The organism is Bradyrhizobium sp. P5_C12 (assembly GCF_054049735.1).
The window spans coordinates 1-25751 of the sequence record NZ_JBFULU010000024.1 but is presented as its reverse complement, the minus strand read 5'-3'; the positions used below and the strand labels follow the sequence as shown (position 1 = coordinate 25751).

At 64.7% G+C, this 25751-nt stretch carries 23 protein-coding genes; 12 read left to right on the top strand and 11 right to left on the bottom strand.

Features of this window, described 5'->3' with window-relative positions; all coding sequences use genetic code 11:
* Positions 1 to 248 precede the first annotated feature (248 nt).
* Both ACXJMY_RS21575 and ACXJMY_RS21570 read right to left on the bottom strand, forming a co-directional pair.
* Positions 249 to 1676: a TAXI family TRAP transporter solute-binding subunit gene (locus ACXJMY_RS21575; RefSeq protein ID WP_456621437.1), complete on the bottom strand. Its 1428-nt coding sequence runs from the start codon at positions 1674 to 1676 to the stop codon at positions 249 to 251.
* A gap of 767 nt (positions 1677 to 2443) precedes the next feature.
* Positions 2444 to 3505 (bottom strand): isocitrate/isopropylmalate dehydrogenase family protein, encoded by a 1062-nt coding sequence (locus ACXJMY_RS21570; RefSeq protein ID WP_456621364.1) that lies wholly within the window; start codon positions 3503 to 3505, stop codon positions 2444 to 2446.
* Positions 3506 to 3675: 170 nt separating this feature from the next.
* On the opposite strand from ACXJMY_RS21570, the gene ACXJMY_RS21565 reads away from it, so the two are divergent.
* Positions 3676 to 5064 carry an MFS transporter gene (locus ACXJMY_RS21565; protein WP_456621363.1) on the top strand — a complete coding sequence of 463 codons (1389 nt, stop codon included), beginning with the start codon at positions 3676 to 3678 and terminating at the stop codon, positions 5062 to 5064.
* 10 nt (positions 5065 to 5074) lie between these two features.
* Here the strand turns inward: ACXJMY_RS21565 and ACXJMY_RS21560 are convergent, their stop codons facing one another.
* The 7 genes from ACXJMY_RS21560 to ACXJMY_RS21530 all read right to left on the bottom strand — a co-directional run bounded on the left by ACXJMY_RS21560 (position 5075) and on the right by ACXJMY_RS21530 (position 13723).
* Positions 5075 to 6691 carry a B12-binding domain-containing radical SAM protein gene (locus tag ACXJMY_RS21560; protein ID WP_456621362.1) on the bottom strand — a complete coding sequence of 539 codons (1617 nt, stop codon included), beginning with the start codon at positions 6689 to 6691 and terminating at the stop codon, positions 5075 to 5077.
* A 223-nt stretch (positions 6692 to 6914) separates the two neighbouring features.
* Positions 6915 to 7754: an aKG-HExxH-type peptide beta-hydroxylase gene (locus ACXJMY_RS21555; RefSeq protein ID WP_456621361.1), complete on the bottom strand. Its 840-nt coding sequence runs from the start codon at positions 7752 to 7754 to the stop codon at positions 6915 to 6917.
* A gap of 20 nt (positions 7755 to 7774) precedes the next feature.
* Positions 7775 to 9181, bottom strand: a complete 1407-nt coding sequence (locus ACXJMY_RS21550) for a hypothetical protein (RefSeq protein WP_456621360.1) — start codon at positions 9179 to 9181, stop codon at positions 7775 to 7777.
* 23 nt (positions 9182 to 9204) lie between these two features.
* Positions 9205 to 10365, bottom strand: a complete 1161-nt coding sequence (locus ACXJMY_RS21545) for a radical SAM protein (protein ID WP_456621359.1) — start codon at positions 10363 to 10365, stop codon at positions 9205 to 9207.
* A complete protein-coding gene (locus ACXJMY_RS21540; protein WP_456621358.1) occupies positions 10362 to 12329 on the bottom strand; it encodes a RiPP maturation radical SAM C-methyltransferase in 1968 nt (655 codons plus the stop codon). The genes ACXJMY_RS21545 and ACXJMY_RS21540 overlap by 4 nt, the downstream gene beginning before the upstream one ends.
* Entirely contained in the window at positions 12326 to 13261 is a 936-nt protein-coding gene (locus ACXJMY_RS21535) for a radical SAM superfamily enzyme (RefSeq protein WP_456621436.1), read from the bottom strand. The genes ACXJMY_RS21540 and ACXJMY_RS21535 overlap by 4 nt, the downstream gene beginning before the upstream one ends.
* A 207-nt stretch (positions 13262 to 13468) precedes the next feature.
* Positions 13469 to 13723 carry a hypothetical protein gene (locus ACXJMY_RS21530; protein ID WP_456621357.1) on the bottom strand — a complete coding sequence of 85 codons (255 nt, stop codon included), beginning with the start codon at positions 13721 to 13723 and terminating at the stop codon, positions 13469 to 13471.
* Positions 13724 to 14005: 282 nt separating this feature from the next.
* Between ACXJMY_RS21530 and ACXJMY_RS21525 the strand changes: the two genes are divergently transcribed.
* From ACXJMY_RS21525 to ACXJMY_RS21480, 10 genes are all read left to right on the top strand, one after another.
* Positions 14006 to 14455, top strand: coding sequence for a (2Fe-2S)-binding protein (locus ACXJMY_RS21525; protein WP_456621356.1), 450 nt, complete (start codon positions 14006 to 14008; stop codon positions 14453 to 14455).
* A gap of 11 nt (positions 14456 to 14466) precedes the next feature.
* Entirely contained in the window at positions 14467 to 16653 is a 2187-nt protein-coding gene (locus ACXJMY_RS21520; RefSeq protein WP_456621355.1) for a molybdopterin cofactor-binding domain-containing protein, read from the top strand.
* Positions 16654 to 16706: 53 nt separating this feature from the next.
* Positions 16707 to 17978 (top strand): FCSD flavin-binding domain-containing protein, encoded by a 1272-nt coding sequence (locus ACXJMY_RS21515; protein WP_456621354.1) that lies wholly within the window; start codon positions 16707 to 16709, stop codon positions 17976 to 17978.
* Positions 17971 to 18420, top strand: coding sequence for a sulfur oxidation c-type cytochrome SoxX (soxX, locus tag ACXJMY_RS21510; RefSeq protein WP_456621353.1), 450 nt, complete (start codon positions 17971 to 17973; stop codon positions 18418 to 18420). The genes ACXJMY_RS21515 and soxX overlap by 8 nt, the downstream gene beginning before the upstream one ends.
* 8 nt (positions 18421 to 18428) lie before the next feature.
* Entirely contained in the window at positions 18429 to 18896 is a 468-nt protein-coding gene (locus ACXJMY_RS21505) for a SoxY-related AACIE arm protein (RefSeq protein WP_456621352.1), read from the top strand.
* On the top strand, positions 18896 to 19213 hold the full coding sequence (gene soxZ, locus ACXJMY_RS21500; RefSeq protein ID WP_456621351.1) for a thiosulfate oxidation carrier complex protein SoxZ: 318 nt from the start codon (positions 18896 to 18898) through the stop codon (positions 19211 to 19213). The genes ACXJMY_RS21505 and soxZ overlap by 1 nt, the downstream gene beginning before the upstream one ends.
* The gene (gene soxA, locus ACXJMY_RS21495; protein ID WP_456621350.1) at positions 19210 to 19989 is read left to right on the top strand and encodes a sulfur oxidation c-type cytochrome SoxA; all 780 of its coding nucleotides are present in this window, start codon (positions 19210 to 19212) and stop codon (positions 19987 to 19989) included. Before soxZ ends, soxA begins: the two co-directional genes overlap by 4 nt.
* 80 nt (positions 19990 to 20069) lie before the next feature.
* Positions 20070 to 21395 (top strand): ABC transporter substrate-binding protein, encoded by a 1326-nt coding sequence (locus ACXJMY_RS21490; protein WP_456621349.1) that lies wholly within the window; start codon positions 20070 to 20072, stop codon positions 21393 to 21395.
* Positions 21392 to 22330, top strand: coding sequence for a carbohydrate ABC transporter permease (locus ACXJMY_RS21485; protein ID WP_456621348.1), 939 nt, complete (start codon positions 21392 to 21394; stop codon positions 22328 to 22330). The genes ACXJMY_RS21490 and ACXJMY_RS21485 overlap by 4 nt, the downstream gene beginning before the upstream one ends.
* Positions 22327 to 23151: a carbohydrate ABC transporter permease gene (locus ACXJMY_RS21480; protein WP_456621347.1), complete on the top strand. Its 825-nt coding sequence runs from the start codon at positions 22327 to 22329 to the stop codon at positions 23149 to 23151. The genes ACXJMY_RS21485 and ACXJMY_RS21480 overlap by 4 nt, the downstream gene beginning before the upstream one ends.
* Here the strand turns inward: ACXJMY_RS21480 and ACXJMY_RS21475 are convergent, their stop codons facing one another.
* The gene (locus ACXJMY_RS21475) at positions 23152 to 23910 is read right to left on the bottom strand and encodes a GntR family transcriptional regulator (RefSeq protein WP_456621346.1); all 759 of its coding nucleotides are present in this window, start codon (positions 23908 to 23910) and stop codon (positions 23152 to 23154) included.
* Positions 23911 to 24007: 97 nt separating this feature from the next.
* Positions 24008 to 24925 (bottom strand): amino acid ABC transporter substrate-binding protein, encoded by a 918-nt coding sequence (locus ACXJMY_RS21470; protein WP_456621345.1) that lies wholly within the window; start codon positions 24923 to 24925, stop codon positions 24008 to 24010.
* A 145-nt stretch (positions 24926 to 25070) separates the two neighbouring features.
* On the opposite strand from ACXJMY_RS21470, the gene ACXJMY_RS21465 reads away from it, so the two are divergent.
* Positions 25071 to 25751, top strand: a 681-nt coding sequence (locus ACXJMY_RS21465; RefSeq protein WP_456621344.1) for an NAD(P)/FAD-dependent oxidoreductase, incomplete at its 3' end; no start/stop codon positions are given.

The following is a 25751-nucleotide window of genomic DNA, read 5'->3' as shown; positions in this document are numbered from 1 at the left end:
GAGTATTGATCTGCCTCAATGTGGGCCGTCGGAGTGCCGCCCGTCGCCCGGAGGGTGGGTAGTGCGCAGCGAGACCCATCGACAGCATCCAACGTGACACGTAATGGGTTTCGCAAGTGCTGTGCCATCCTACGGCACTGGACTGAGTGATCACGGCAAGGCGGCGATGGTGGTAATCGCAATCGGTCGGTGGATGTGTGCCCCGGAAAACTTCGCCGGGTTCGGAGGTCCGCCTCTACATGGCCGCCTCATCCTCGCGGCGTAGCGCTATGGCCTGTTGCCGCGCCTCGGACGCTTTCCAGGGAGGGACGTTGCAACGCGGCTCGCCGCTCCGCGATGGCATTGCTCAACAGGTCGAGCACCAGGCCAAATGCCGCGAGTTCCTCTTCCTCGATAGCGCCGTCATCGTAGCACTCGAGCGTTTCACCGATGATGGCGTCGGCCTCGCCCTGCAGGGCCAGCAGTTCCTGGTTGGATTCCGCGGACCGCGCGCTGGAAACCATGGCCAGGATTCTCTTGCGATGGCTGGTGTTTTCCTCTCTTTCGTCTCGATTCAAATAGCGGCGCAACCAGGCGCCTGCCGAACCGATCCCGGAGAGAAGCAGGAGCCCGAACCAGAAATAATCGCCGTACCTGTCGAGGAAGGTACGTTCGTTGCCGTCGATGACGGCCGCCGCTCCCCGATGTACCGGCAGATCGGTGTCCTTCTCGAGGTCCGGCTTGGTGATGTGTGCAGCACCTGGTACCTGCCGCGCAATCGCCTGACGAACGGCAAACAGCTGCCGGAAGAAGGCGGCCACCGTCGTTTCGGATAAGGTCTTTCTCGCCACGATGAGGTGGCTGACGCTGACTGTCTCGACCTTGTCCTCCGGCCAAGCTGGATCCGCATTGAAGACGCTGGGCGGAATTTCCTCGGATTCATACCGGGGGTGCTTCAAGGCGATCGCGTCTGACGTCTCGACGGCGAGAAACTTCGGCTCGCCTCGTGCCCGCGCCGTTGCGGCGATGGCATCCGACGTGATCTTGCTATCGAGTGGACCGACCGCCATGAATGCATCGAGGGTCGGATCGCGCGCCAGTTCCTCGATGTGGTCCGTGCTAAAGTGCGTCACCGCGACCTTGTCGGCTGCCACTCCGGAGGCGCTCAAGATGACCTGCAGCAACGCGGCGTTCGCCGGGGTCCGCCCGATCACGCCGACACGGCGCCCCGCGAGATCGGCGACCTCTTTGATTTTCGGCGAGTGCTTTCTTTTGGAGCTCTTGCCCGCAGGTCCGGACGGCGACCACAGCACGACGAAGTTTTTACGTACGACAGCGACGGTCTGCGCCTCGGCGGGCATTTCCAGGTCGCCGCGGCCAACGGCAAGGTCGGCCTTGCGAGCCCCAAGCAGGGCGAGAGACTCCACCGCCCCGTCCGTTTTGATCGGAGACAGCTTGATAGTTCGGCTTTCACTGCCGAAGGCATCGGCCATTGCCTGAATTACTTTGTAATCGTCGCTGCCCGGTGGTCCAACGGCGATCCGGAGAATGTCCGGCCGCAACGCATAGTAGAGCGCGCCCGCTGCGCCGCCAAAAACAAGAAATCCAACGGCGAGGACCAACAGTAAGGAATTGCTCCTTCTCCGCTCTCGGCGGGCCGCGTCACTGGTCTTGCTTGTACTCTCGGGCGAAGACATTGCTGCTGCCAACCGCAGATCAAGGCGCATCCTGGCTCCTAGGATACCACGTTTTCCCAGGAACAACGTCGTGGCGGCCGGCTTGGTTCATACCGGCTTGGTTCATATCCGTCCGAGCCTGAGGTGCGACTGGCTGCTCTCGGTCGTGCTGCGGCACTCCTCAATTACGGGCAGCCGCCCACCCTGCTATCGCCGTTCCGAATGTCACAGTGAGTACGGCTGAGCGCTTGAATCGAAGCTCCTTCAAATTGCGCGGCCCGGTCACCCGCTGACGCCTGAACGAGCCCCTCTCAGCATGTGGTGTGATAAGCAGTCAGGCGCATCGCAGAATGAAGGCTGTCCGAGCGACGAGATGCATGGACAATCCCCGATCCCTGCCACGATAACATCCTGCCGGTGTTTTGCCCGACGGGTCAACGTCGTCGCGGCAGCGAATGTCGTCGCGACGCGGCTCGAAAATCCCTTATCGATCAAAGGGCCTTCTACTGTGCATGGGGTTGTTTGTCGATTTTTTGTTTTGAGCGCGGGATTGATGGCCATGTTCTGAGCGCCGAGAACGAACCTGCCGCCGCCGCGGCGGTGCGCTCCCTCTCCCCGTTCTTACGGGGCCGCGACGAGCTGCGCTCGCGCTGAGAGGGTTGGGGTGAGGGGCTGGCTCCGCATAAGAGGTGAGAGCTGGACTCGCGGAGACTCCCCCTCACCCGGAATCCGCGCTTCGCGCGAATTCCGGCCTCTCCCCGCAAGCGGGGAGAGGCGAAGAGAGCCGCTCACTCCCCCTGCACTATCTCCGCAATCGCAGCCCCCGCCGCGATCGTGCCGAGCTTGCCGCCGACGTCGCGCGTCGCCCTGCCCTCGCCGATCGCCTTCGCCACCGCCGCCTCGATCGCACGCGCGGCCTCCTCATAGCGGACGGCGCCGCTCCGCTCGCCGTGCCAGCCGAGCAGCAGGGCCGTCGACAGGATCAGCGACACCGGGTTGGCAACGTCCTGGCCTGCGATGTCCGGCGCCGAGCCGTGCGCGGCCTGCGCCATCGCGTAGCGGTCGCCGACATTGAGCGAGCCGCCGAGGCCAAGGCTGCCCGACAGCTCGGCGGTGAGGTCGGACAGGATGTCGCCGAACATGTTGGTGGCGACGATGACGTCGAAGCGATCGGGGTTGCGCACCACATGCGCCATCATCGCATCGACCAGGATGTCGTCGACTTCGAGGCCGGGATAACCCCTCGCTGCCTCACGGCAGATGTCCAGAAACATGCCGTCGCCGATCTTGAGCACATTGGCCTTGTGCACGATGGTGAGATGCTTGCGCCGCTTCATCGCCAGCCGGCAGGCGGCATGCGCAATGCGCTCGCAGCACAGGCGCGTGATCCGGCGCAGCGAGATCACGACATCAGGCGTGACCAGCATCTCGCCATTGCCCTGCTCCATGTTGCGGTCGGCGTAGAATCCCTCCGTGTTCTCGCGCACCACGACGAGATCGAAGTCGCCGAGCCGGCCGGGCCGCCCTGCATAGGTGCGCGCGGGCCTGACATTGGCGTAGAGGTCGAGGGATTTGCGGAAATGGCGCGACGGATTGATCTCGCCATGCGCCTCGTCCTTGAAGTCGAAGGTCGCGGTCGGCCCCAGGACGAGGCCGTCGGCCGCGCGCACCATATCGAGCAGTTCGGGCCGCACCGTGGTGCCGAACTGTTTCAGGCTCGCATGTCCGACGGCATGCTCCTCCAGCCGCAGATTGAGCTGGAAGCGCTCGGAGGCCGCGCGCAGCACGCCCGATGCCGCGGCCGTGATCTCGGGTCCGATGCCATCCCCGGGCAGAACGACGATATGCATGATGATCCCCTGACATTGCGGCTGCCGGGGCGATCATACGCCAGGGCGCAGCGTCATCGCCTGACCTTGGCGCATACACAGCATGCAAGCGTATGCCTGTGGAAGCCGCCCTGCCCGTAGTACATGCGGGAAAGACCATTTGAGCCCCGCTGTCGGAGAACGCGCAGGCAATGACAATCACGTTACCTGCCGCTGCGCGCGAGCCCGATCATGCCGTTGCCGATGGCCTGCCCGCCGAACGGCGGCGCTGGGCGATCGCCGCGATCTTCACCGCGCTGGCGATGGCTTCGCTCGACACTGCGATCGCCAACATCGCGCTGCCCGCCATTGCCGCCGATCTGCATGTCAGCCCGGAGCAGTCGGTCTGGGTCGTCAATGTCTATCAGATCGCGCTGGTGGCGACGCTGCTGCCGCTCGGCGCGCTTGGCGAGATCGTCGGCCACCAGCGCATCTATCTCGGCGGCCTGGTCCTGTTCACCGTCGCCTCGCTGCTCTGCGCGGTCGCCTGGTCGCTGGACAGCCTGCTCGTCGCGCGAACGCTGCAAGGATTGGGCGCGAGCGGCATCATGAGCGTCAACACCGCGCTGGTGCGCTTCGTCTATCCCGGCCGGATGCAGGGCCGCGGCTTCGGCCACAACGCGCTCGTGGTCGCGACCGCCTTCACCATCGGGCCGTCGATCGCCTCCGCCATCCTGGCCGTCGGCCCATGGCCCTGGTTGTTCGCGGTCAACATTCCCTTCGGCCTCGTCGCAATCGGCATCGGCTTTGCGATGCTGCCGAAGACGCCGCGGGCGGATCACGGTTTTGATTTTCTCGGCGCGATCCTGGCGTCTGCCTGTCTCGGCCTGTTCATCACCGGTATCGGCAGCGCCGCGCACAATCTGTCGCCTGTCGTCGTGGGCATCGAGCTGGTCACCGCGCTGGCGCTCGGCTTCATCCTGACGCGCCGTCACGCCGACCATCCCGCGCCGATGCTGCCGATCGACCTGTTCAGCCGGCCGATGTTCGCGCTGTCGGCGGCGACCGCGGTCTGCTCCTTTGTCGTGCAAGGCCTCGCCTTCGTCGCGCTGCCGTTCTATTTCGAGGATGTGCTCGGCCGCTCCCAGGTCGAGACCGGCTTCTTCATGACGCCGTGGCCGCTGGTGGTCGGGATCATGGCGCCGATCGCGGGCCGCCTGTCCGACCGCCACGCGGTCGGCCTTTTGGGCGGCATCGGGCTCGTGCTGCTCGGCATAGGCATGGCGCTGCTGGCCCTGCTTCCGAACAATCCCGGCATTCCCGACATCATCTGGCGGATGGCGATCTGCGGCATGGGTTTTGGCTTTTTCCAGGCGCCGAACATGAAGGCGGTGATGGGAAGTGCGCCGCCGCACCGCAGCGGCAGCGCCTCGGGCATCGTCGCGACCGCACGCCTGACGGGGCAGACTACGGGCGCGGCGCTTGCTGCGGCCTGCTTCTCACTCGCGGGTCACAACGGCGCCACCGTGGCGCTGTCGCTCGGCGCGGGCTTTGCCGCGGTCGGCAGCCTGATGAGCTTTTTGCGGCTGGCGGTGAAGTAGGCCCGTCCGATCAAGCCAGGTGCCGGGCGGCTGCCGCATCGGCAGTCACCGCCGGGATCACCGTTTGATCGTCCAGACCGGCCAAACGCGCATCGATGGCATCGATGACCTTGCGCGAGAACGGTCCGAGATGCGCGTAGGCCGCGATCATCTGCACCGCGATCCGCGCCGATGACGTATCGCGCTTGGCGCAGTTCATGAACGTTTGCCAGAGCGGTCCGCGCGCCTCGGGAAGGGCGGTGACCACCCGGTGCACGGTCTCCATTGCCCCGATCCTGGCGCGGATGTCGCCCTCGACCAATTCGTGGCGTTGCCTGGACCGGTCGAGCAGCGTCATCAAGCGATCGACGCGGTTCGCATAGGCCGCCGGGCTGTAGACGCGCTCCAGCACCGTCCTGTAGTCCGTCAAAATGTCGCGCAACGGGCGCACCGGATCGAAGTTGATTCCGCCCATGCACTGGTCGCCGCTGCTCGGTGCCAGATCGTGGTCCGGATGCAGCCGGCCTTCCTTGGCGAGGCGGCGCGTCAGCTGCGTGTTCGGCAAGGCATAGAGCAGGCCGACCATGGCGACCGGAATGGCGGCTTCCTCGATGAAGTCGACCATGGCATCCGCCATCGACAGCTTCTCGTTGTCGAAGCCCACGATGAAGCCAGCGGTGACGAGCATGCCGGCGGCGTAGATCTTGTGGATGCTCTCGGCGATGTTGCGCCGCGTGTTCTGCTTCTTCCGCATCGCGACCAGCGTCGCCGGATCCGGACTTTCGATGCCGACGAAGATGGCGAAGAAATTGGCCGCCCCCATCAGGTCCAGGAGCTCGGGATCGTCGGCCAGATTGACCGATGCCTCGGTCGACAATTCGAAGGGATAGCCGTGGGCGCGCTGCCATTCGGCCAGCTGGGGAAGAAACAGCCTGAGCGACTTCTTGTTGCCGATGAAATTATCGTCGACGAAGTCGAGATGGCCGCGGTAGCCCATGGCGTAGAGCCTGTCGAGCTCGACCAGCATCTGCGCGTTGGTCTTGGTCCGCGGCACGCGTCCGTAGAGCTCGATGATGTCGCAGAACTCGCAGGTGAACGGACAGCCGCGCGAATACTGCACACCGAGATAGAGATAGTCCTCGAACTTCAGCAGGTCGAAACGCGGCACCGGCGTCGTGGTGACATCGGCCTGGAATTTCGGCGCGCTGAAGGTGCCGGAGCGTGCGCCGCTGTCCCAGGCCGCGATGAATTCGTCGATGACGCTTTCGGCCTCGCCGAGCACCCGGAAGTCGGCGCTTTCGTAGACGTGCGGGCTGGACGTCGGATCGGGACCGCCGACCACCACCGGCTTGCCCGCCGCGCGGCACAGTTCGATCAGGCGCAGCGTGTCGGCCTGCTGCGGCATCATTCCGCCGGTGAAGACCACGTCGGCCCAGGCGAGATCCTCGTCCCCGAGCGGCGCCGTATTGCAGTCGATCAGCCGTACCGTCCAGCTCTTGGGCAGCATCGCGGCAACGGTGATCAGCCCAAGGGGGGCAGCGGGGCGCTTCACGCCCATCAGTTCGCAGGATTCGCCAAAGCTCCAGAAGGACTCCGCAGTGAAAAGCGGATAGAGCATCAGCACGTTACAGGGGCTCGGCACGTTCATGGAACTCCTTTGGCTTCGCCGCAGTGTAGCAGAGCATCTTCGTCTTGCACCCCAGCAAAAGGGACAAACTGTCGCCGCAACGCAGCAGTGATCGAGGCCTGGAACCGGCGTTTACAGCCGGATCGTCGTCCCGAGCCGTGAATTGGCGTTCAGGGAGGGGTAAGCGGCCGCTTGGGCAGGAATCGGCGCCTGACGGCCGGACGACGGGCGCGACCCAGCGCCGTCAGCCGCGCTCGCTCGCAAGCAGCTTGCGGCTGCTCGCCAGGACATCGCTGCACCACGCGAAGAATGCACCCAGGAATTCACGGCCCGGCGCATCGGTGCGTGCGTGCTGCCTCAATGTCTCGAATCCCGTCTCCATCCGCGAGGCATTGCGCGCCAGCAGCGCGCGGATGTCGCTGCGGACCTGCGGATCGTCTTCCTGCTCGAGCATATGCACGTCGAGCTGGGTGACGTGGATGAACGAATATTGCGCATGCAGGACGGCCGTCATCGGACGCGGCCGGTCGACCACGATCGGACTGGGATAGAGCTCGTCTTGCGGATTGCTGATGATCCGGATCGCATTCTCGTTGGCGACGCCAAACGCCCTCAGCTTGTGATGGGCCATTTCATGAACGATCGCCTGCGCGGTCGCGAGCGGGCAATTGACCGTGAGGCCGATGACGCCAAAGCGCGCGTCGACCGAGTGGCTGGCCGAGCCGAGACGGCCGGGTCCGTCGGTCGGCTGTTCGGTGTCGTGATAGCACTGGATGGTGTGCACGATGTCCGGCCACTGTCTTGCAGCGAGCGGCCAGCGGCGGACGTAGCCAAGCGCCTGCTCCATTGCCGCGACGGCTTGCGCATCGGGGACGAACCGCGGCCCGGGCAGCAATGGATCCTCGGTGCGCAAGGCAACCCTGCCCTCCGCAATGGTCGGCGCACCGTTCGTCGAAGGCCGCCGGGGAGGCAGCGGCCGCCAGGGCGTCGGCTCGGTTTCGATCAATCCGAGGGCGACGGCGGTGTCGTACCCATCGGCCTGCGGCCGGGCCGTGCGTTCCCAGTCAATCGACGTCGCATCCATGGCGATCTCCTTCGAACGGGTCAGTGTCGGCAATCATTCGTCGGCGAGAGGGCCGCGGAGACCCGCCCGACCCGCCCGGGCAGCAAGGCACGCCCCATCGTCGCGGCAAGCGTGTCGATGTCCTTGAACCGGCGCAGCGAGCGGTCGGTGCCGATCACGATCACCGTTCGCGCGACCGCACGGACGACGGCCAGCGCCTCGCGACCGCTGGCCGCAAGCCGTTCCGGATCGATGAAAGCAAGGTCGACGCCATCAGGCGCGAGACGCAACAGGGCAGCAAGCGCCTCGATGCTGGTCCCTCCGAGCACCGGCAATGACGAATCCAGACGTCGGCGCGCGGCCTCCGCTGCCGCGGCATCTTCCTCGGTGCCGTAGAGTCTCATCCTTGGCCTGGTCTGCGCGATCAGCTCCAGCAGCAAGCCATCGCCGCATCCGACGTGCACGGCCGATCCCGCGCGGCGGAGCGTGCCGGTCTGCTCCCAGACGACGGTGCTGAAGCGCGAGCGCATCGCGAACGGACTTTCGAACCCCGCCGCTTCAAATCCCGTGCCGATCTCCGCGAGGATGGCGGCGCCATCCGCGGGCTTGACCGTTGCGGCCTCCGGTTTCGCCGGGCGCGCGGCGCCGCGACCAGGCTCTCGATGCGGCGGTCCGCTCTCGTGAGACAGCCACGTGCAGCGAAATGCGCCCGTCGTGATTTCGGCAACACCGTTGACCAGCGAAGCGTTGACCGCCCAATCCGCCATCGCTTCGAGCCAGCCCATCTCCTCGGCGAATCCCAAGGCGCGGCCGACGTCGATGTATTGGCGCGAATGATCGTGAGTGGCGGAGCAATCAGCGGAACAAGGCGCGTGCCTCACCGGCCCAAGCCCCAGAACCGCGAGCGCGGCATGGGCATGCATGGCCGCCATGCCGTCGCGCGCGAGCATGCTGGCCAACGGATCGCTGCCGCCGCGCTGGAGATGGTCCGCCCAGGATTTTGCGCAGCACGGCGGATAGCCAAACCGCATTGCCGCCTGCTCCAGGCCATCCGCCGCCGGCTCCGCGATCGAGGCATCGAGCGGCGGCTTGCCGATCAGGAACGCGTAGTCGAGCAGCCGCTTCGGTTCGTCGACCGACGCCTCGGCGGGCCAGTCGGCGGCATATCCGAGCGCGGCCTTGATCGGCTTCGCTTCGAGGCCGCTCGCGCGTGCTCTCTCCGTCAAGGCATCGACGCCATCATAGCCGGTCCATACCAGCGTGGCCGGAATCCGCTCGCGGCGCACCATCTCCAGTTCGATCGCGATCGCCGCATGCCTGAGACGTTCCAGGCGCGGCTGCCAGAGCGCGCGCGCCTGCGGGCCGCTGAAGCTGATGCGCTGCGCGGCCGCCTTGGCGAGCACCGGCTCCCGCGGCGCAGCCGCCAGCGGAGGACGGGGCCAAGTCAACCAACATGTCAGCCACGCCGACGTCATGATGGTCCCGCCTGCTGGATCAGCGAATGCAGGGTGGGATTGTCGCCGATCGACCAGGCGGCGATCATCTTCGCTTCGAGATCGGGCCGGCTCTCCGACCGGCTGATCACGACGTCCCCCTTGGCCTGAAGCTCGGTCTCGATGTCCTCGAACAGGCCGAACCAGACCGGACAATCGACCGAGCGCATCCGCCAGTCGCCTCCGATCGCCGTGCCCGGACAATTGCCCTTGCAGGCCAGGAAGAAGCGACACCCCTCGCATCCGCCATTGGCCTGCGGCGTGCGGTAAAGCGAGAGCTGGCGCTCGAATGCCTCGCGGCCGGCGCGCATATGGGTCACGCCATCCTTGTTGGTGCGGCCGCAATTGCCGAGCCGGCCGTCGCTCTCGACCCCCACCACGGCGCGGGTGGCATAGGGATCGCAGGCATGGAACACGCACGAGGTCTCGGCGTCGTTCCCCGTCAGCATCGCGGCCATCTCGGCGAAGATGTCGAAGCGAACCGACGCCAATTCCTGTTCGAGCCGGCGCAGCCGCCGCAGGGCCGCGAGGTTCTCCTGCGCGCTGAGCGGCAATCCTTCGCCGCCCTCGGTCTCGTCCTGCTCCAGGAGATGCAGGCGCAGCCTGCGCACACCGAGCCCGCCCAGAAACCGGATCCACTCGCAGAGGACGCCCAGCCGCTCCGGCGCCGCGTTCATCCGGTTCAACGTCACGATCACGTTCGGCGGCATGCCCTCCCGGCACAGCGTCTCGATCGCCGCCTCGATCCGCGCAGTCGCGCGCCGCGTCGCCGGCAGGCTGCCGGCCCAGCGGGCGTCGTTGAGCGGTCCCGGCCCGTCGATCGAGATGCCGATGCGAACCCGGTATTTCCTGAACAGCTCGATGTCGCGCTCCTCGATCAGCGTGCCGTTGGTCTGCATGCCGACCCCACCATGGCGGTCGAATCCCAATTGCATCAACCGCTCGAGATCCGGCCGGCGCGTCAGCATGATCTCGCCGCCGAACAGGCTGAACGGCTCCGCCAGCCGGTCCAGCGTGGCGATGATCGCATCGAGATCGTAGCGCGTCGGCACGTTGCCGGCGGTGCGGATACCCTCCTGATAGCAGTAGCGGCATTTGATGTTGCACTTGTCGCCGAGCGGGCGGACTTCGATGGTCATGGCTGCACCCGTTCCAGGCCAACCGGTTCGCCGTGGAAGTCGGTCAAGGCCGCGTGCAGCGGGCCTGCCGCCTCCTGAACGATCGGCTGCTCGCGCGGCAGGACGTAGCCGAGGGGAAACTCGGCACGGGCATCGGCGTCGAAGATCTCACGGCCGGCCTCGGTGACGAGCGACAGCATCCTGCCGTCGATCTCGATCGCAAACCGCCGCATCAGGAGCGCATCCGTTGCGGCCTCGACCGACGCGGCATCGAAACGATCGGCCAGCTGCGCGACGATGTTCGGCCGCGTGCAGGGATTGCGCAGCGGGTTGAGCACGGCGATCTCGACCGGTGTCGGGCAATAGAACGGCTGGCGCGCGCAGGCCCGCGTGTCGCTGATGAGATGAGCGCTTCCCGCGGCCGTCATCGTCAGCTGCGGTGCAAAGGGCTGGTCGAACCAGCGGGAGCGCCAGGTCGCGCTGGCGGTCTTCAGCGCCGTCAAATCCTGTTCGCGCGCGGCTTCGGGCGCCTCGCCTTCGAAGAAATAAGCGAGATCGGCGAGATCCTCGTCCGGGACGTCGTAGATCGCAGCATAGGCCGGCATCGGCGTGACGTTGCGAAAGCCGATCTCGGAAGCGCGTTCGAAATTGGGGCTGAACCGGTCGAGACGAATGCGGCCGCAGCCGACCGGCGGCTGAAGATGTTCGAGCAGCGGAACCATTCCGGCGACGGCGTCGTAAGCGTCGCGCGGCTCGCCGGGGAATCCATACAGGATCGACCAGACAAGTCCGACGCCGAGCTCACGGCAATTGCGCAGCAGACGCAGGTTGAGCAAGGCGCTCACGCCCTTGCGCATGAGATGCAACACCGGATCCGACAGGCTCTCGATGCCGGGCTGCAACCAGACCGTCCCCGCATGGGCCAGGGTTTCCAGCTGCGCCTCGTCCATGTTGGCCTTGATCTCGTAAAAAAAGCGAAAGGCGTGCGACGGACGTTCGGCGAGCTTTCCGAGCACGCCGTCGATGTGGGACATGCCGAGGATGTTGTCGGTCGCGGCGAACCGTCCGATTCCGAACGCCGCATGCAGCGTCTCGATCTCCTCCAGCACGCGCGGCGCCGACTTGGCCCGGAACGCCATGCCCGCGCCGTTCAGGCCACAGAAGGTGCAGTGATGTTTCTGCCCCCACCAGCAGCCGCGCGACGACTCGAACGGTATCGAGGGGCGGACGCGCGCAGCTTCGGACAACCCGGGCAATTGCGCGAAATAGTCGGCGTAGTCGGGGATGGGCAGCGCATCCATCCTGGTCGGACCGGCCGCCGCACCGACGCAAGGCCGCTCGCGGGACAAGCACCCCGGCAAATCGACCGGCCGCTCGCCGCGCAGGATCGCCTCGACGGACGGACCCAACACGGTGTCGGCTTCGCCATTGAAGACATAGTCGATCTGCGAAAAATTCTTCAGCAGCACCGCGCCCATCGGCCCGTGGCAATTGGCGCCGCCGAAGCAGATCACGACGGACGGGTCGCGCTCCTTGACCGCGGCCGCGATCGCCAGCGAGGCGACGGTCTGCTCGAACATCGAGGTGAAGCCGATGATCCTGGGGTTGCGTTCGAGCAAGCGGTCGGCTGCTTCCGCGACAAAGGACGGGATCACGGTGCGCCGAATCTCGTAGAGCTGCGCCAGCCCCTTGCGCTCGATGGCGGTGCCGAGCTCGCTTATGTGCTGCTGCACCTGCGGCCGGTCGGGCCGTGTTCCCAGGCAATTGCCAAACAGCCAGTCGCCCGCCAGCAGGTGGCTCGGCAGCTTCTCCGCAAGCTGCTCGTTCAGATCGAGCCCGATGCGGTCTGCGAAGACCAGATTCAGATAGAGCGACTCGGCGCTGATGCCCTTCTCCCGCAGCAGCGCCTGCAACAGGCCAAGCGCCGCCGACGGACGCACCACGGACATCACCGGCGCCGAGCAGAACAGGACATCGACGCTCATTGGGCGGCCACGACGGTTGCAGGCGCGGGCGGTCCGTCCAGCAGGATCTCGCAGGTCTCGATCTGGGGCCGCCGCGCCTCGGCGGCTTCCCGCACCCGCGCCAGCAGCTCCGGTGAGCGGAAGATGCGATCACAGGCGGTGCAGATCCCATCGAAATCCTCCGCGCGCATGGGCGCGGGATCGTCGGCCGTGACGGCGGCCAGGATAGCGACCGGTCCCTCGAGCCTGATCCATCGGTAGAGCGGGTCGTCGGCGGCAGCCCGCATGGCGGCTTCGATGCCCTCCTCCGCGATATGGCCGACCTTCAGGGATTCGTAGTGCGGAAGCACGCCGCAGCAGGGCCGGATGCCACCCTCGTGATCGACCGTGACGGTGTGGAGAACGGACTCGCAGGGTCCGCGATAGGCCGAGGCGTGCCGAACGCGCCCCGCCTGCGTGTCCTCATCCGTGTCCGCGCCGCGGCCGGTCGAGTTGGCGACGGTCTCATAGATGTTGATCCCCGGCTCGTCCTGGAGCCCCAGATCGGCGCGCAGGCTGGCGGCGGTAATCCGCGAACTGCTTTCGACCACCACGGCGATCCGGAGCAGCAGGCCGCACTCCCGCGCGGCGGCAACCGCATTGGCAATGAAGCTCAGCGGCACGAACGCGGCATGGGGATCGTCATAGGACAAGGTCATTTCGGTGAGGCCGGCGGCCCGCAATTGGCGAACGGCCGCCGTCGCGCGCGCGGGCGACTTGGCCCAGAACGCACTCGTCGTGATGCCGGCGCGCAGGCCCAGCGACGCGGCCAACGCCACGGCGTCAGCCACGATGTCCGCATGCAGCATCGGATCGCCGCCGACGAAATGGACGATCTCCATCGACGGGATCTGCGCGGCCTGGCCAATACAGCGATGAACGTCAGCGGCGGAGAGATGGCCGCCGTGAAACATGTCGGATGAGAAGCAGCAGTGCGAACATTTGAGCGGGCATTTCAAGGTGACGTTCAAAACCAGACTGGTAGGCGTCACCCTGGCCGCGCGGAAATCGGATAAATATTGTGCGCCGAGCGCCATGGCCGACCACCTCATATCCCGGCTGTCCGGCGTACCGGTCAGCCGGCCATCATGATCTGCCGACGAGATATCTGCGATGTCGGATCAGAGGATGTCGATATGGATCGTGCCGGCCTGGACGCCGCCGCTGCGCGAGGCCAGCTTGGTCCGCAGCATCGCCGCGGTCTGGTCGTCGAGCTGAACGCCGACGCTGCTCAAATAGGAAACCGGATCCTTGCTCACTTCGCTCGCAAGGCCGAGCAGGTCTGCGTGGGAAGTAAGTCCAGCAGGCGACTTCGCTTTGAGGTCATTACCTGACGCAAGAACTTTTTCGAGATCAATCGTAACGATGCGACCCATGGCGCTTTCTCCCTTAGGATGGACTAATGGTCCATCTAGCGCAAAGGTTGTACAATACCCTGGATTAGTCAAATCATTTCTCTACAACCAAACGCTGTGGCCATGCACCGCCGTTCACAACGCCGCAACACCGCGCACCCGGCATTGTTCCCCGCGCGCGCCGTCTCTTTGGCGGATCTTTGGCGGACACCCCTCGGACTGTTGATTTGAACGTTTCCAGTTTGCCGGACAGATTGCGCGCCTGAGTCTAATCGGTGGATTGGGCCAATCAGGGGACTTGCGATGGCAAATCTAACAATCAACGGAAAAACCTTCACACTGGATGTGGAGCCGGATACGCCGCTGCTCTGGGCGATCCGCGAGAATGCCGGCCTGACCGGCACCAAATATGGCTGCGGCATCGCGCAATGCGGCGCCTGCACCGTTCACATGGACGGTGTCGCCATGCGCTCCTGCGGGATCTCGGTCGCTGAGGCCGAGGGCAAGAAGATCACCACGATCGAGGGACTGGCGTCCGGCAATTCGCTGCACAAGGTGCAGGAAGCCTGGATCGCCCAGGACGTTCCGCAATGCGGCTACTGCCAGAGCGGCATGATCATGGCGGTGGCGGCGCTTCTGAACGAGAAGCCGAAGCCGACCGACGCCGACATCGACGAGGCCATTACCAATATCTGCCGCTGCGGCACCTTCCAGCAGGTGCGTGAGGCGATCCACACGATCGCAAGCGCGTAAGGAACCGCCACATGAACAAGCATGTTTCGCCCCGAATGAATCGCCGTGCCTTCGTCATAGGCAGCACCGCACTCGGCGCCGGCCTCGTGATCGGCCTCGATATCCCCTTCGGCGGCCCCGCCGTGGTCCGCGCGGCCGACGGCTCGCCCGAGATCGGCGCCTGGGTCGTGGTCAGGCCCGACGACACCGTGGTGATCCGCATCGCCCGCTCCGAGATGGGCCAGGGCTCGCTCACCGGCCTCGCCCAGCTCGTCGCCGAGGAACTCGAATGCGACTGGACCAAGGTCACGACCGAATATCCGACACCCGGCCAGAGCGTCGCCCGCAAGCGCGTCTGGGGCGATTTCTCGACCGGCGGGAGCCGCGGCATCCGCTCCTCGCAGGACTATGTCCGCAAGGGCGGCGCCACCGCGCGCGTGATGCTGATCCAGGCCGCCGCCGACCAATGGAAGGTGCCGGCGTCCGAATGCACCGTCGCCAACAGCGTCATCACCCACACGCCATCGGGAAAAACCACGACGTATGGCAAGGTCGCCGAGGCCGCGGCCAAGCTGACGCCGCCGGCCGACGTCACGCTGAAGGACCCGAAGGACTGGAAGCTGATCGGCAAGGGCGTGAAGCGGCTCGACACCGCCGACAAGACCACCGGCAGCATGATCTACGGCATCGACGTCAAGCTGCCCGGCATGCTCAACGCCGCGATCAAGGACTGCCCGGTGTTCGGCGGCAAGCTGAAGAGCTTTGACGAGGCCAAGATCGCCGGCATGAAGGGCGTCAAGAAGGTCGTCAAGGTCGGCGATAGCGCGGTTGCGGTTGTTGCCGACACCTGGTGGCACGCCAAGACCGCGCTGGAAGCGTTGCCAATCGTCTGGGACGAGGGCGACAACGCCAAGGTTTCGAGCGAGTCGATTGCAAAATGGCTGGCTGAGGGCCTCGACAACGCGCAACCGGCCTATGTCGGCAACAAGAACGGCGACGCCAAAGCGGCGATCGCCGGCGCCGCCAAGAAGATCGAGGCCGTCTACAGCTATCCCTACCAGAACCACGCCACGATGGAGCCGATGAACGCCACCGCGCTCTACACCGCGGACAAATGCGAGGTCTGGTGCGGCACACAGAATGGCGAGGCGGCCTTCGCAGCGGTGCTGGAGGCCTCGGGTCTGCCGGCGGAGAAGTGCGACGTGCACAAGGTGATGCCCGGCGGCGGCTTCGGCCGGCGCGGCCAGACCGACTATGTCCGCCAGGCGGTCGCGATCGCCAAGCAGATGCCGGGCACACCGATCAAGCTGGTGTGGTCGCGCGAGGAGGACATGGCGCACGGCAGGTATCACCCGATCACACAGTGCAAGATGACCGGCGCGTTCGATGCCAACAACAATCTGGTCGCGCTGCACTACCGTCTGTCCGGGCAGTCCATCCTGTTCTCGCTCCGCCCCGAAGCGCTGCAGAACGGCATGGATCCGGCCGCGTTCCAGGGCGTCGCCCAATCCGGCGAAGCCGCGTTCGGCTACTCGGTGCCGAACCTCCTGATCGAGCATGCGATGCGCAACCCGCACGTTCCGCCCGGCTTCTGGCGCGGCGTCAACGTCAATCACAACGCGATCTACATGGAATGCTTCATGGACGAGCTGGCCCAGGCCGCAGGCCAGGACCCGCTCGAATTCCGCCGCAAGCTGATGGGCAACCACCCCAAGCATCTGGCGGTGCTCAATGCCGTGGCCGAGAAGATCGGCTGGAGCACGCCGGCGCCGCAGGGCGTCTATCGCGGCATCGCGCAGGTGATGGGCTATGGCAGCTATGTTGCTGGTGCTGCCGAGATCTCGGTGACCGACGGCAGCAAGATCAAGGTGCATCGCATCGTCGCCTCGACCGATCCCGGATACGTCGTCAATCCGGCGCAGGTGGAGCGGCAGATCGCCGGCTCCTTCGTCTATGGCCTCTCCGCGCTGTTCTACGGCGGCTGCACCGTCAAGGACGGCCGCATCGAGCAAACCAACTTCGACACCTACAATTCGATGCGCATCAACGAGATGCCGAAGGTGGAATCGGTGATGGTGCCAAGCGGCGGATTCTGGGGCGGTGTCGGCGAGCCGACCATCGGCGTCGCGGCGCCGGCGGTGCTGAACGCCTATTTTGCGGCCACCGGCAAGCGCATCCGCTCGGTGCCGCTGCGCGACCAGAACATCACCTTCGCGTAAGATAAGGCCGCGGCGGTTACAACGGCCGCCGCGGCATTTTCCGGATGGGACCCATGAATGCGCCGGTGACACGGCGGAATGCCGTCCTTGGCATCACCGCCGCGGCCACATCGCTCGCCGTACCTTCGATCCTGCGCGCGCAATCGGCGGGCCGTGTCGTCGTGATCGGCGGCGGCTTCGGCGGCGCGGCCTGTGCTCGCGCACTCAAACGCGCCAGCGCGACATTGCAGATCACACTGATCGAGCCGAACAAGGTCTTCACCTCCTGCCCCTTCAGCAACGAGGTGATCGCGGGCCTGCGCGAGATCGAAGCGCAGCAGTTCGGCTATGACAAGCTCGCCTCCGAAGGCGTCGCCATCGTCAGCCGGGCGGCGACCAGGATCGATGCGCAGACGCGAAGCGTGACGGTCGATGACGGCACCACGCTTGCCTACGACCGCCTCGTGCTCTCGCCCGGCATCGACTTCCATTTCGAAGCGCTGCCCGGCTACGACGACGCCGCGTCGGAGAAAATGCCGCACGCCTGGAAGGCCGGCGCGCAGACAATATTGCTGCGCAAGCAGCTAGAGGCGATGGCGGATGGCGGCCTCGTCGCGATCGCGATCCCCGCCAATCCCTCACGCTGCCCGCCGGCACCTTACGAGCGCGCCAGCCTGATCGCGCACTATCTGAAGACGAAGAAGCCACGCTCGAAGGTGTTGATCCTCGATGCCAAGGACAATTTCTCCCAGCAGCGGCTGTTCGAGAAGGCATGGAAGGAGCTCTACGGCGACATGATCGAGCGCGTGGCGCTGTCGCAAGGCGGCCGCGTCACTTCGGTCGACCCCTCGACCGGGACCATCGTTACCGAATTCGGCAACTACACCCCCGACGTCGCCAATGTCATCCCGCCGCAGCGTGCCGGACACATCGCCGGGATCGCGGGCGCTGCGGATGCGACCGGCTGGTGCCCGATCGATCCCGTGATTTTCGAATCGAAGCTCGTGCAAAACATTCACGTCATCGGCGACGCCTGCCTCGGCGGCGGCATTCCCAAGTCCGCATCAGCCGCCGGCGCGCAAGGCACGGCCTGCGCCGCTGCGATCGTCAGTCTGCTTGCCGGCCGTGCGCCGGACATGCCGCGGCTGAGCGGTGTGTGCTACACCACCGTCGCGCCCGGTTACGGCTTTTCGCTTGCCGGCAATTACCAGCCCAAGGGCGACATCTTCGCGGAGGTCGAGGGCGGCGCGACCAGCCCGGTCGATGCACCGCGCGAGCTGCGTGCGCGCGAGGCGGCCGAGGCGGAGCGCTGGTTTCAAACCATCACGGCGGACAGCTTTGGCTAGAGCATCCCTCCATGTCGCAGCGCTGATCGCCGCCGTTGTCTTGGCCAGCGGAGCAAGAGCCGACGAGCTCGTGCCCTACAGAATCATCGGTGACACCATCCCGGAGCCGCTCACGGGTGCGCCAGGCGACCCCGCGCGCGGCCGCGCGCTGGTGGTGGCGCGCACCACGACCTGCATCCTCTGCCATTCCGGGCCGTTCCCGGAGGCGCGGTTCCAGGGTGACCTCGCGCCCGATCTCACCGGCACCGGGAACTGGTGGTCGGCGGGCCAGTTGCGGCTGCGGCTGGTCGATGCATCGCGCTACAACCCGCAGACCATCATGCCGTCCTATTATCGCAATGACGGGCTGGTCCGTGTCGGACGTAATTTCGCCGGCAAGCCGATATTGTCGGCTGCAGAGATCGAGGACATCGTGGCCTATCTTGCAACGCTCCGGGACTAGGACTGTTCATGCGAACCACACGACGACAATTCCTGAGCCTTGCCGGAGGCGTTACCGCCGCCGGGACGATCCCGATCGTCACGCTGCGGCCGCTTGAGGCGACGCCTGCGATGCTCAACACCGCGATCCGTAACGTCATCGGCGAAGCTCCGGTGCGCACCGGCCGGGTCAAGCTCGACATCCCGCCGCTGGTCGAGAACGGCAACACGGTGCCGATGACGGTGAGCGTCGCGAGCCCGATGACGGCGAACGACTACGTCAAGAGCATCCACGTCTTCAACGAGAAGAACCCGCAGCCGAACATCGGCAATTTCCATCTCGGCCCCTCCTCCGGCCGCGCCCAGGTCTCGACCCGGATCCGGCTCGCCGACACCCAGAAAGTGGTCGCAATCGCGCGGCTGTCCGACGATACGTTCTGGCAGGCCGCCGCCGAAATCGTCGTGACACTGGCGGCCTGCACCGAGGAGATGAACTGATGGCCGCGCTGATCAACGTTCCGGCAAAGGCCAAGCGCGGCGAAATCATCGAGATCCGCACGCTGACCTCGCACATCATGGAAACCGGCTTTCGCCACACCGCTGCCGGCGAACTCGTGCCGCGCGACATCATCACGAGTTTTACGTGCCGCTACAACGGCACGGAGATCTTCCGTGCCGACCTCTTCCCGGCGATCGCGGCCAATCCATACCTGTCGTTCTTCACCGTTGCGAAGGAGAGCGGCAGGTTCGAGTTCGAATGGATCGGCGACAACGGCTACGCGTCCACGGCGTCGGCATCGATCACGGTCGAATGAAGTTTTGGCGCGCGATAGCGGCGGCGACATTGTTGGCCGCGGCCCCTGCCCTGCTCGCCGGCGAAATTCCGTCCGATGCGCGCCGTTCCGGCTATGCCTTCATGGGACCCGACACGCGCGCGATGCAGGATGACGACACCTCCAATCCGGGCATGTTGTTCGTGCTCGATGGCGAGGCGTTGTGGGCGAAGAAGACCGGCAGCGCCGACAAGGCCTGCGCCGACTGCCACGGCGAGGCGCGGAGCAGCATGAAGGGCGTCGCGGCGCGCTATCCCGCCTTCGACAAGTCGCTCAGCCGCCCCGTCACGCTCGACCAGCGCATCAACATCTGCCGCGCCAACCATCAGCAGGCAACGCCGCTGCCCTATGAGAGCCGCGACCTGCTGGCGCTGTCCGCCTTCGTCGCCCACCAGTCACGTGGCGTTCCGATCACAGCCGGCGATGATCCGCAACTAGAACCCTTCGTTGAGCAAGGCCGCAACCTGTTCACGCAGCGCGAGGGCCAGCTCAACCTTGCCTGCACCAATTGCCACGACGACAACTTTGACAAGCGCCTCGCCGGCGCGCCGATCACGCAGGGACAGCCGACCGGCTACCCGCTCTATCGCCTGGAATGGCAGACGCTGGGATCGCTGGAGCGGCGGCTGCGCAGCTGCATGACCGGCGTCCGCGCCCAGGCCTATGATTACGGCGCACCTGAGCTGGTCGCGCTCGAGCTCTACCTGATGTCGCGGGCGCGCGGCCTGCCGATGGAGACGCCGGCGGTGCGACCTTGATCCGCCAGAATAGGACTAGGCAGGCGTGGCACGGCCGCTAGTATCCCTCCCAAAGAAAACGAGTCATCGGGAGGGATACAGTGGCTGACCATCAGATTTCGCGCCGCAGACTATTGGCCGGCACCGCGGCGGCCGGCGCGCTTGGCCTCACTGGATTTCCGGCGCGCGCGGAGGTGAACTGGAAGAAATACGCCGGGACCAAGCTGGAGGTGATCCTCGCCAAGGGCCCGCGCGGCGACAACCTGCAAAAATACGTCAAGGAGTTTACCGAGCTCACCGGCATCCAGGTGGAGTCGGAGCAGATTCCCGAGCAGCAGCAGCGCCAGAAGGTCGTGATCGAGCTCACCTCGGGCCGGCCGAGCTTCGACGTCGTCCACCTCAGCTATCACGTGCAGAAACGGCAATTCGAGAAAGGCGGCTGGCTCGCCGACCTCACGCCCTACATGAAGGACCCGACGCTGACCGCGCCCGATCTCGTGGAGAGCGATTTCTCGGCCGCCGGCCTGCAATACTGCAAGAACGACAAGGGCCAGATGCTGTCGCTGCCCTGGTCGGTCGACTATTTCATCCTCTACTACAACAAGGAGCTGTTCCAGAAGAAGGGCGTCGCCGTCCCCAAGACGCTGGACGAGATGGTCGCGGCGGCCGAGAAGCTCACCGATGCCAAGGAAGGCACCTACGGCTTCGTCGGACGCGGCCTGCGCAACGCCAACATGACGTTGTGGACCAACTTCTTCCTCAACTATGGCGGCGAATTCCTCGATGCGAGGGGCAACATCCTGACCGACGGTCCGGAGGCCATTGCGGCAACCAAGCTCTATCAGACATTGCTGACGAAAGTCGCTCCGCCCGGCGTCGCCGGCTTCAACTGGATGGAGTCGATGGCCTCGTTCACGCAAGGACGTTCGGCGATGTGGATCGACGGCGTCGGCTGGGCGCCCCCGCTGGAGGATCCGGCAGCCTCACGCGTGGTCGGCAAGGTCGGCTACACCGTCGTGCCGGCCGGCCCGAAGGGACAATATTCAGCGACCTATGGTGATGGCATCGGCATCGCCGCGGCGAGCAAGAACAAGGAAGCCGCCTATCTGCTTTGCCAATGGGTGGTCTCGAAGCAGCAGGGCGCCCGGCTGCTGCAAGCCGGCGGCGGCGTACCGTTCCGCAACTCGATCCTGAACGATGCCGAGGTCCAGAACGGCGTGAAGATGCCCAAGGAATGGCTGCAATCGGTGATCGATTCCGCCAGGATCAGCAAGCTGGGCCTGCCGGTGATCATTCCGGTCGCCGAATTCCGCGATCTTGTCGGTGCCGCGGTCACCTCGACCCTTGCAGGCGCCGACCCGGCCGCAGAGCTGAAGAAGGCCCACGAGCAATTCCGGCCGATCCTGGAGCGCAGCGAAAAGGCGTGAGTGCGTTGACACAATCAACTCCGGCCGCGGCTTCCACCGGGACCGCGTCGGAGAAGCCATTGCGGCGACCGTCTTACTGGCCGTTCGTGGTGCCGGCGCTGGTCGTCGTGCTCGCCATCATCATCTTCCCGTGGGTCTTCACCATCTGGATGAGCCTGAACGAGTGGAAGGTCGGCTCGGCGACCACCTTCGTCGGGCTCTCCAACTATCTGCGGCTGACGAGCGATCCCCGATTCCTCGAGGCGGTGGGCCACACCATGGTCTACACCGTGCTGTCGGTGCTGCTGCCACTGCTGCTCGGCACGCTCGCAGCCGTGGTGTTTCACCAGAAATTCGCCGGCCGCGGCTTCCTGCGCGGCGTCTTCATCATGCCGATGATGGCGACGCCGGTCGCGATCGCGCTGGTCTGGACCATGATGTTCCATCCGCAGCTCGGCGTGCTGAATTACCTGTTGTCGCTGGTCGGGATACCTCCGCAGCTCTGGGTCTTTCACCCCGCAACCGTCATTCCCTCGCTGGTGCTGGTGGAGACCTGGCAGTGGACGCCCCTGGTCATGCTGATCGTGCTCGGCGGGCTCGCGGCGATCCCGGCCGAGCCTTATGAGAGCGCCCAGATCGACGGCGCCAGTTTCTGGCAGGTGTTCCGCTTCATCACGCTGCCGCTGATCATGCCGTTCCTGTTCATCGCCGGCATGATCCGCATGATCGACGCGGTGAAAAGCTTCGACATCATCTTCGCGATCACTCAGGGCGGACCGGGCTCGGCGTCGGAGACGATCAACATCTATCTCTACAGCGTCGCCTTCACCTATTACGACCTCGGCTACGGCTCGGCGATCGCGGTGGTGTTCTTCCTGCTGATCGTCCTGCTTGCGGCGGTGATGCTGTACGCCCGCCAGCGCATGGTGTGGACCGAGATCGCGAGCGGCGCATGACACCCCGTCAAATCCTCGGCAAGATCGGCCTGTGGCTTTCGGTGTTCGTCATCGTGTCGCCGGCCATCCTGTTCTTCCTCTGGATGTTGTCGCTGTCGCTCAAATTCGAGGTCGACAATGCCGCCTACCCGCCGGTGTTCATCCCGGAGCGTTTCGCCTGGAAGAACTATACCGACGTGCTCGCCTCCAACCGCTTCCTGACCTATTTCGTCAACAGCCTGATCGTGACCGGCAGCGCGACCTTGCTTGCGCTCGTCGTCGGCGTTCCCGCCGGCTATGGCATCGCGCGGATGGCCGCGCACAAATCCGCGATCGTGATCCTGATCGCCCGCATCACGCCGGGATTGTCCTATCTGATCCCGCTGTTTCTCATGTTCCAGTGGCTCGGGCTGCTCGGCACGCTGGTTCCGCAGATCATCATCCATCTGGTGGTGACGGTGCCGATCGTGATCTGGATCATGATCGGCTATTTCGAGACGACGCCGATGGAATTGGAAGAAGCAGCCCTGATCGACGGCGCCACGCGTTGGCAGGTCTTCCGCCACGTCGCGCTGCCGATCGCCAAGCCGGGCATCGCGGTTGCCTTCATCCTGGCCGTGATCTTTTCCTGGAACAATTTCGTCTTCGGCATCGTGCTGGCGGGCCGCGAGACGCGCACCTTGCCTGTGGCGGTCTACAACATGATCTCGTTCGACCAGTTGAGCTGGGGGCCGCTCGCGGCGGCAGCCCTGATCGTGACCTTCCCGGTGCTGCTGCTGACGGTGTTGGCCCAGCGGCAGATCGTCGCCGGGCTGACGGCGGGGGCGGTCAAGGGCGGATAGCTAGCGCGAGGTCGCAACGACGCGGCCGGATCCGTGGCGCATGGCCGCCGCGAGTGATTTTTGCGTGTGCACGATGTGCTCCTCAAGCAGCTTAATGGCCGTATTGGCGTCTCCGGCACGGCACGCATCGAGGATGGCCCAATGCTCGCGGTTCGGCTGCTGCTTGCCCGCCGCCAACGAGACCTGCAGCCTGACGAAGCGGCTGACATGCCCATAGTTTAATTCGATCATCGATAGCAGCTTCGGGCGATTGCAGGGAACGTACAGCGTTTCGTGAAACCGCCAGTTCATCTCGCCCCATTTCTGGGGTTCCGGCTCGTTGTCATAGCCACCGAGAATCTCAGCAGCGGAATCGAGATCGGCATCGACCATGTTCGGAATGGCAAGCTTGAGCGCGCGGCATTCCAGACCGATCCGGATCTCCAGCAGCTCCAGCACGTCTTCCAGCGAGACCGACGATACCGCGGCGCCCCGATTCGGGTGCAACGTAACGAGGCCTTCGCTTTCCAACTGTCGAAGAGCTTCGCGAACCGGGATACGGCTTGTCCCGAAACGGCTGGCGAGTTCATCCTGGCGCAGCTGCATGCCGGCAGCCAGTTCGCCGCTGAAGATGGCCTTGCGCAGCGCATCCCTCACCAAATCCGGTGTGGACGCTACGCGGCCATCGCTCGTAGCGGTGCTCGGCTTGTCCGGCGGGGTGCCTGGACGCAGACCTTTCTTGGGTGAGGTTCGGGTTTTCATGACAGGCGTGACAGCCAATCGCCCTCGTTGCCGCACAATCGCGACCGTCCCCGTATAAAATCAGCCCACGAATTGCGCAAGAGAACCTCCGAACCTGCTCAAACGAACTGAACACCTATTGATAAGATGCCGGATCGGCCGAGTCGCTCGGGCGCTGAACGACCTTCTTCAGTGCTGCGCTCATCGGAAGGTTGAGATTGATATTGCGCGGCGGGATCGGCGTCTCGAACCATTTGCGGTAGATGCGCTCAAAATCACCGGAGCTGAAGAGATCACCAAGCGTGGCATCCACCAACTGCTTGAAGCCGGGATCGTCGCGCCGCATCATGATCGCGTACGGCTCCACCGAGAGAAAATCTTTCGAAATCTGATAGAGCGATGGATCATGCGAGTTGGCGATCAAACCGGCAAGCAAGACGTCATCCATCACGAAGGCAGACGCACGATCGGTCGAAACCATCAGGAAAGCCTCTGCGTGATCCTTCGCCGGAACGATGGTCATACCGAGGTTGTTTCGGACGTTGAGTTCGTTGAGCAACCGCAGGCTTGTGGTACCGGCAGTCGAGACGACGGTGCGTCCCTTGAGATCGTCGAAGCGACCGATACCCGCCGATTTCTTCGAGACGAAGTTGCTGGTCGTCAAATAGGTTGTCGACGAAAATGCCACCTGCGTCTGCCGCTCGGCCGTGTTCGTCGTGGACCCGCACTCGATATCGACGGTGCCGTTGGCGAGCAGCGGAATTCGCGTTGCTGATGTCACTGGCAGATACTTGACCTGAAGATCGGGTCGATTGGTCAGGGTCTTAATCCGGTCGACGATGCGCGAGCAGAGATCGACCGAGAAGCCGACCACATGTTGCGCGTCGTCGAAATACGAGAATGGGATCGACGTATCGCGGTGGCCAAGGGTGAGGACGCCGCTGCTTGCGATCCTGTCCAGCGTATCGGACTTACTTTGCGCAGACAGGGGACACGCTGGTGAGAGGGAGAGAAACGCCAAACAAATCAAAACATTAGATCCRACATTACGCATATTTGCCGCCTTTTTGGATACACAATGTCTTTATTGTATACGATATAGTTCTATATTATACAATGGCCGCGCGCGCCGTGGTGAAGTCGGCAGCGCTTGCGAAACGCGGAGCGGCCTGTCCGGCTCAAGACGAAAGGGAAGATCAGTGCATTACGACGTCGTCGTTATCGGCGGAGGCGCGGTCGGGGCGAGCATCGCCTACTTCCTGAGGCGTCATCCGAAGGCGTGCTCAGTAGCCGTGGTCGAACGAGACAAGACCTACCGCCTCGCTTCGACACCGCGTGCATCAGGCGGCGTCCGCCGGCTGTTCGCGCTGCCCGAGAACATCGCGCTTTCCAATTTCAGCATTCCCTTCTTCGAGCGATTTGACACCGACATGGCGGTGGATGGCGAACCGGCACAGATCGACTTCAAGAAAAACGGCTATCTCTTCATCGTCTCGGCTGCAGACATCGGCACGCTCGAGAGAAACTTTCGCGTGCAGGAAGAGAACGGCGTTAACGTCGTTTGGCTCGATCAAAACGGATTGAAGATCAGATTACCCTCAATGAATGTCGACGATCTCGCAGCCGCAGCATATTCGCCTGACGATGGCTGGCTGGATCCCTACAGCGTGCTGCGCGGATTGCGGCGGAAGGCCCTCTCGATCGGCGCGACGTTCCTCGATGACGAGGTTATCGGACTCGAGGCGCAGCGCGGACGCGTCAGAAATGTGACGCTGAAATCGGGAGCAGTCATCTCAGCGGACCACGTGGTGAACGCGGCCGGCGCATGGGCAAAGGAGATCAGCGCGATGGTCGGGATGCGGGTGCCGATCGAACCGATG